Annotated in this window: 1 protein-coding gene; it reads right to left on the reverse strand. The window is 48.3% G+C overall.

The genetic code is table 11. From position 1 onward, the window contains the following. Nucleotides 1-471 (reverse strand): CoA transferase (locus M3175_RS25910; protein ID WP_503328631.1); only part of this gene is annotated, 471 nt, incomplete at its 3' end. Nucleotides 472-474 lie beyond the last annotated feature (3 nt).

The following is a 474-nucleotide window of genomic DNA, read 5'->3' on the forward strand; positions in this document are numbered from 1 at the left end:
TTGCACATTGGGCATGGCTTGTTCACCCGATGCGGTTTTGAGTTGGTCAAGTACGCCACTCATTGCCATAAAGTTGATATCGTGTCCGGCTTTATCCGCCCAGTTGGGCGTCGTACCATAGCCAGTGATGGAAACAATCACCAGCTTTGGGTTGTCCGCAAGCAGTGCCTGTGGCGAAAGTCCCATGCCCTCTAATACGTTGGGGCGGAAACTATCAATCATCACATCAGCAGTGGCAATGTCGCTTTTAAGCTTAGCAATATCATCGGGGTGTTTGAAGTCCATTTTGTGACAAGCTTTGCCATGATTTAAAGCATCAAACAAATTGCCTAATGCCCGTGCAGGGTCACCTGACTTGGGTTCATATTTGATCACATCTGCCCCCAAATCAGCGAGCAGTCGTGTGGCAAATGGACCCGGCAAGTTGCGTGATAAGTCAATAACTTTTAGCCCTGTTAAGCAGTCAGCTATACC

The organism is Robertmurraya korlensis, assembly GCF_023715225.1.
Lineage (GTDB): Bacteria > Bacillota > Bacilli > Bacillales > Cytobacillaceae > Robertmurraya_A.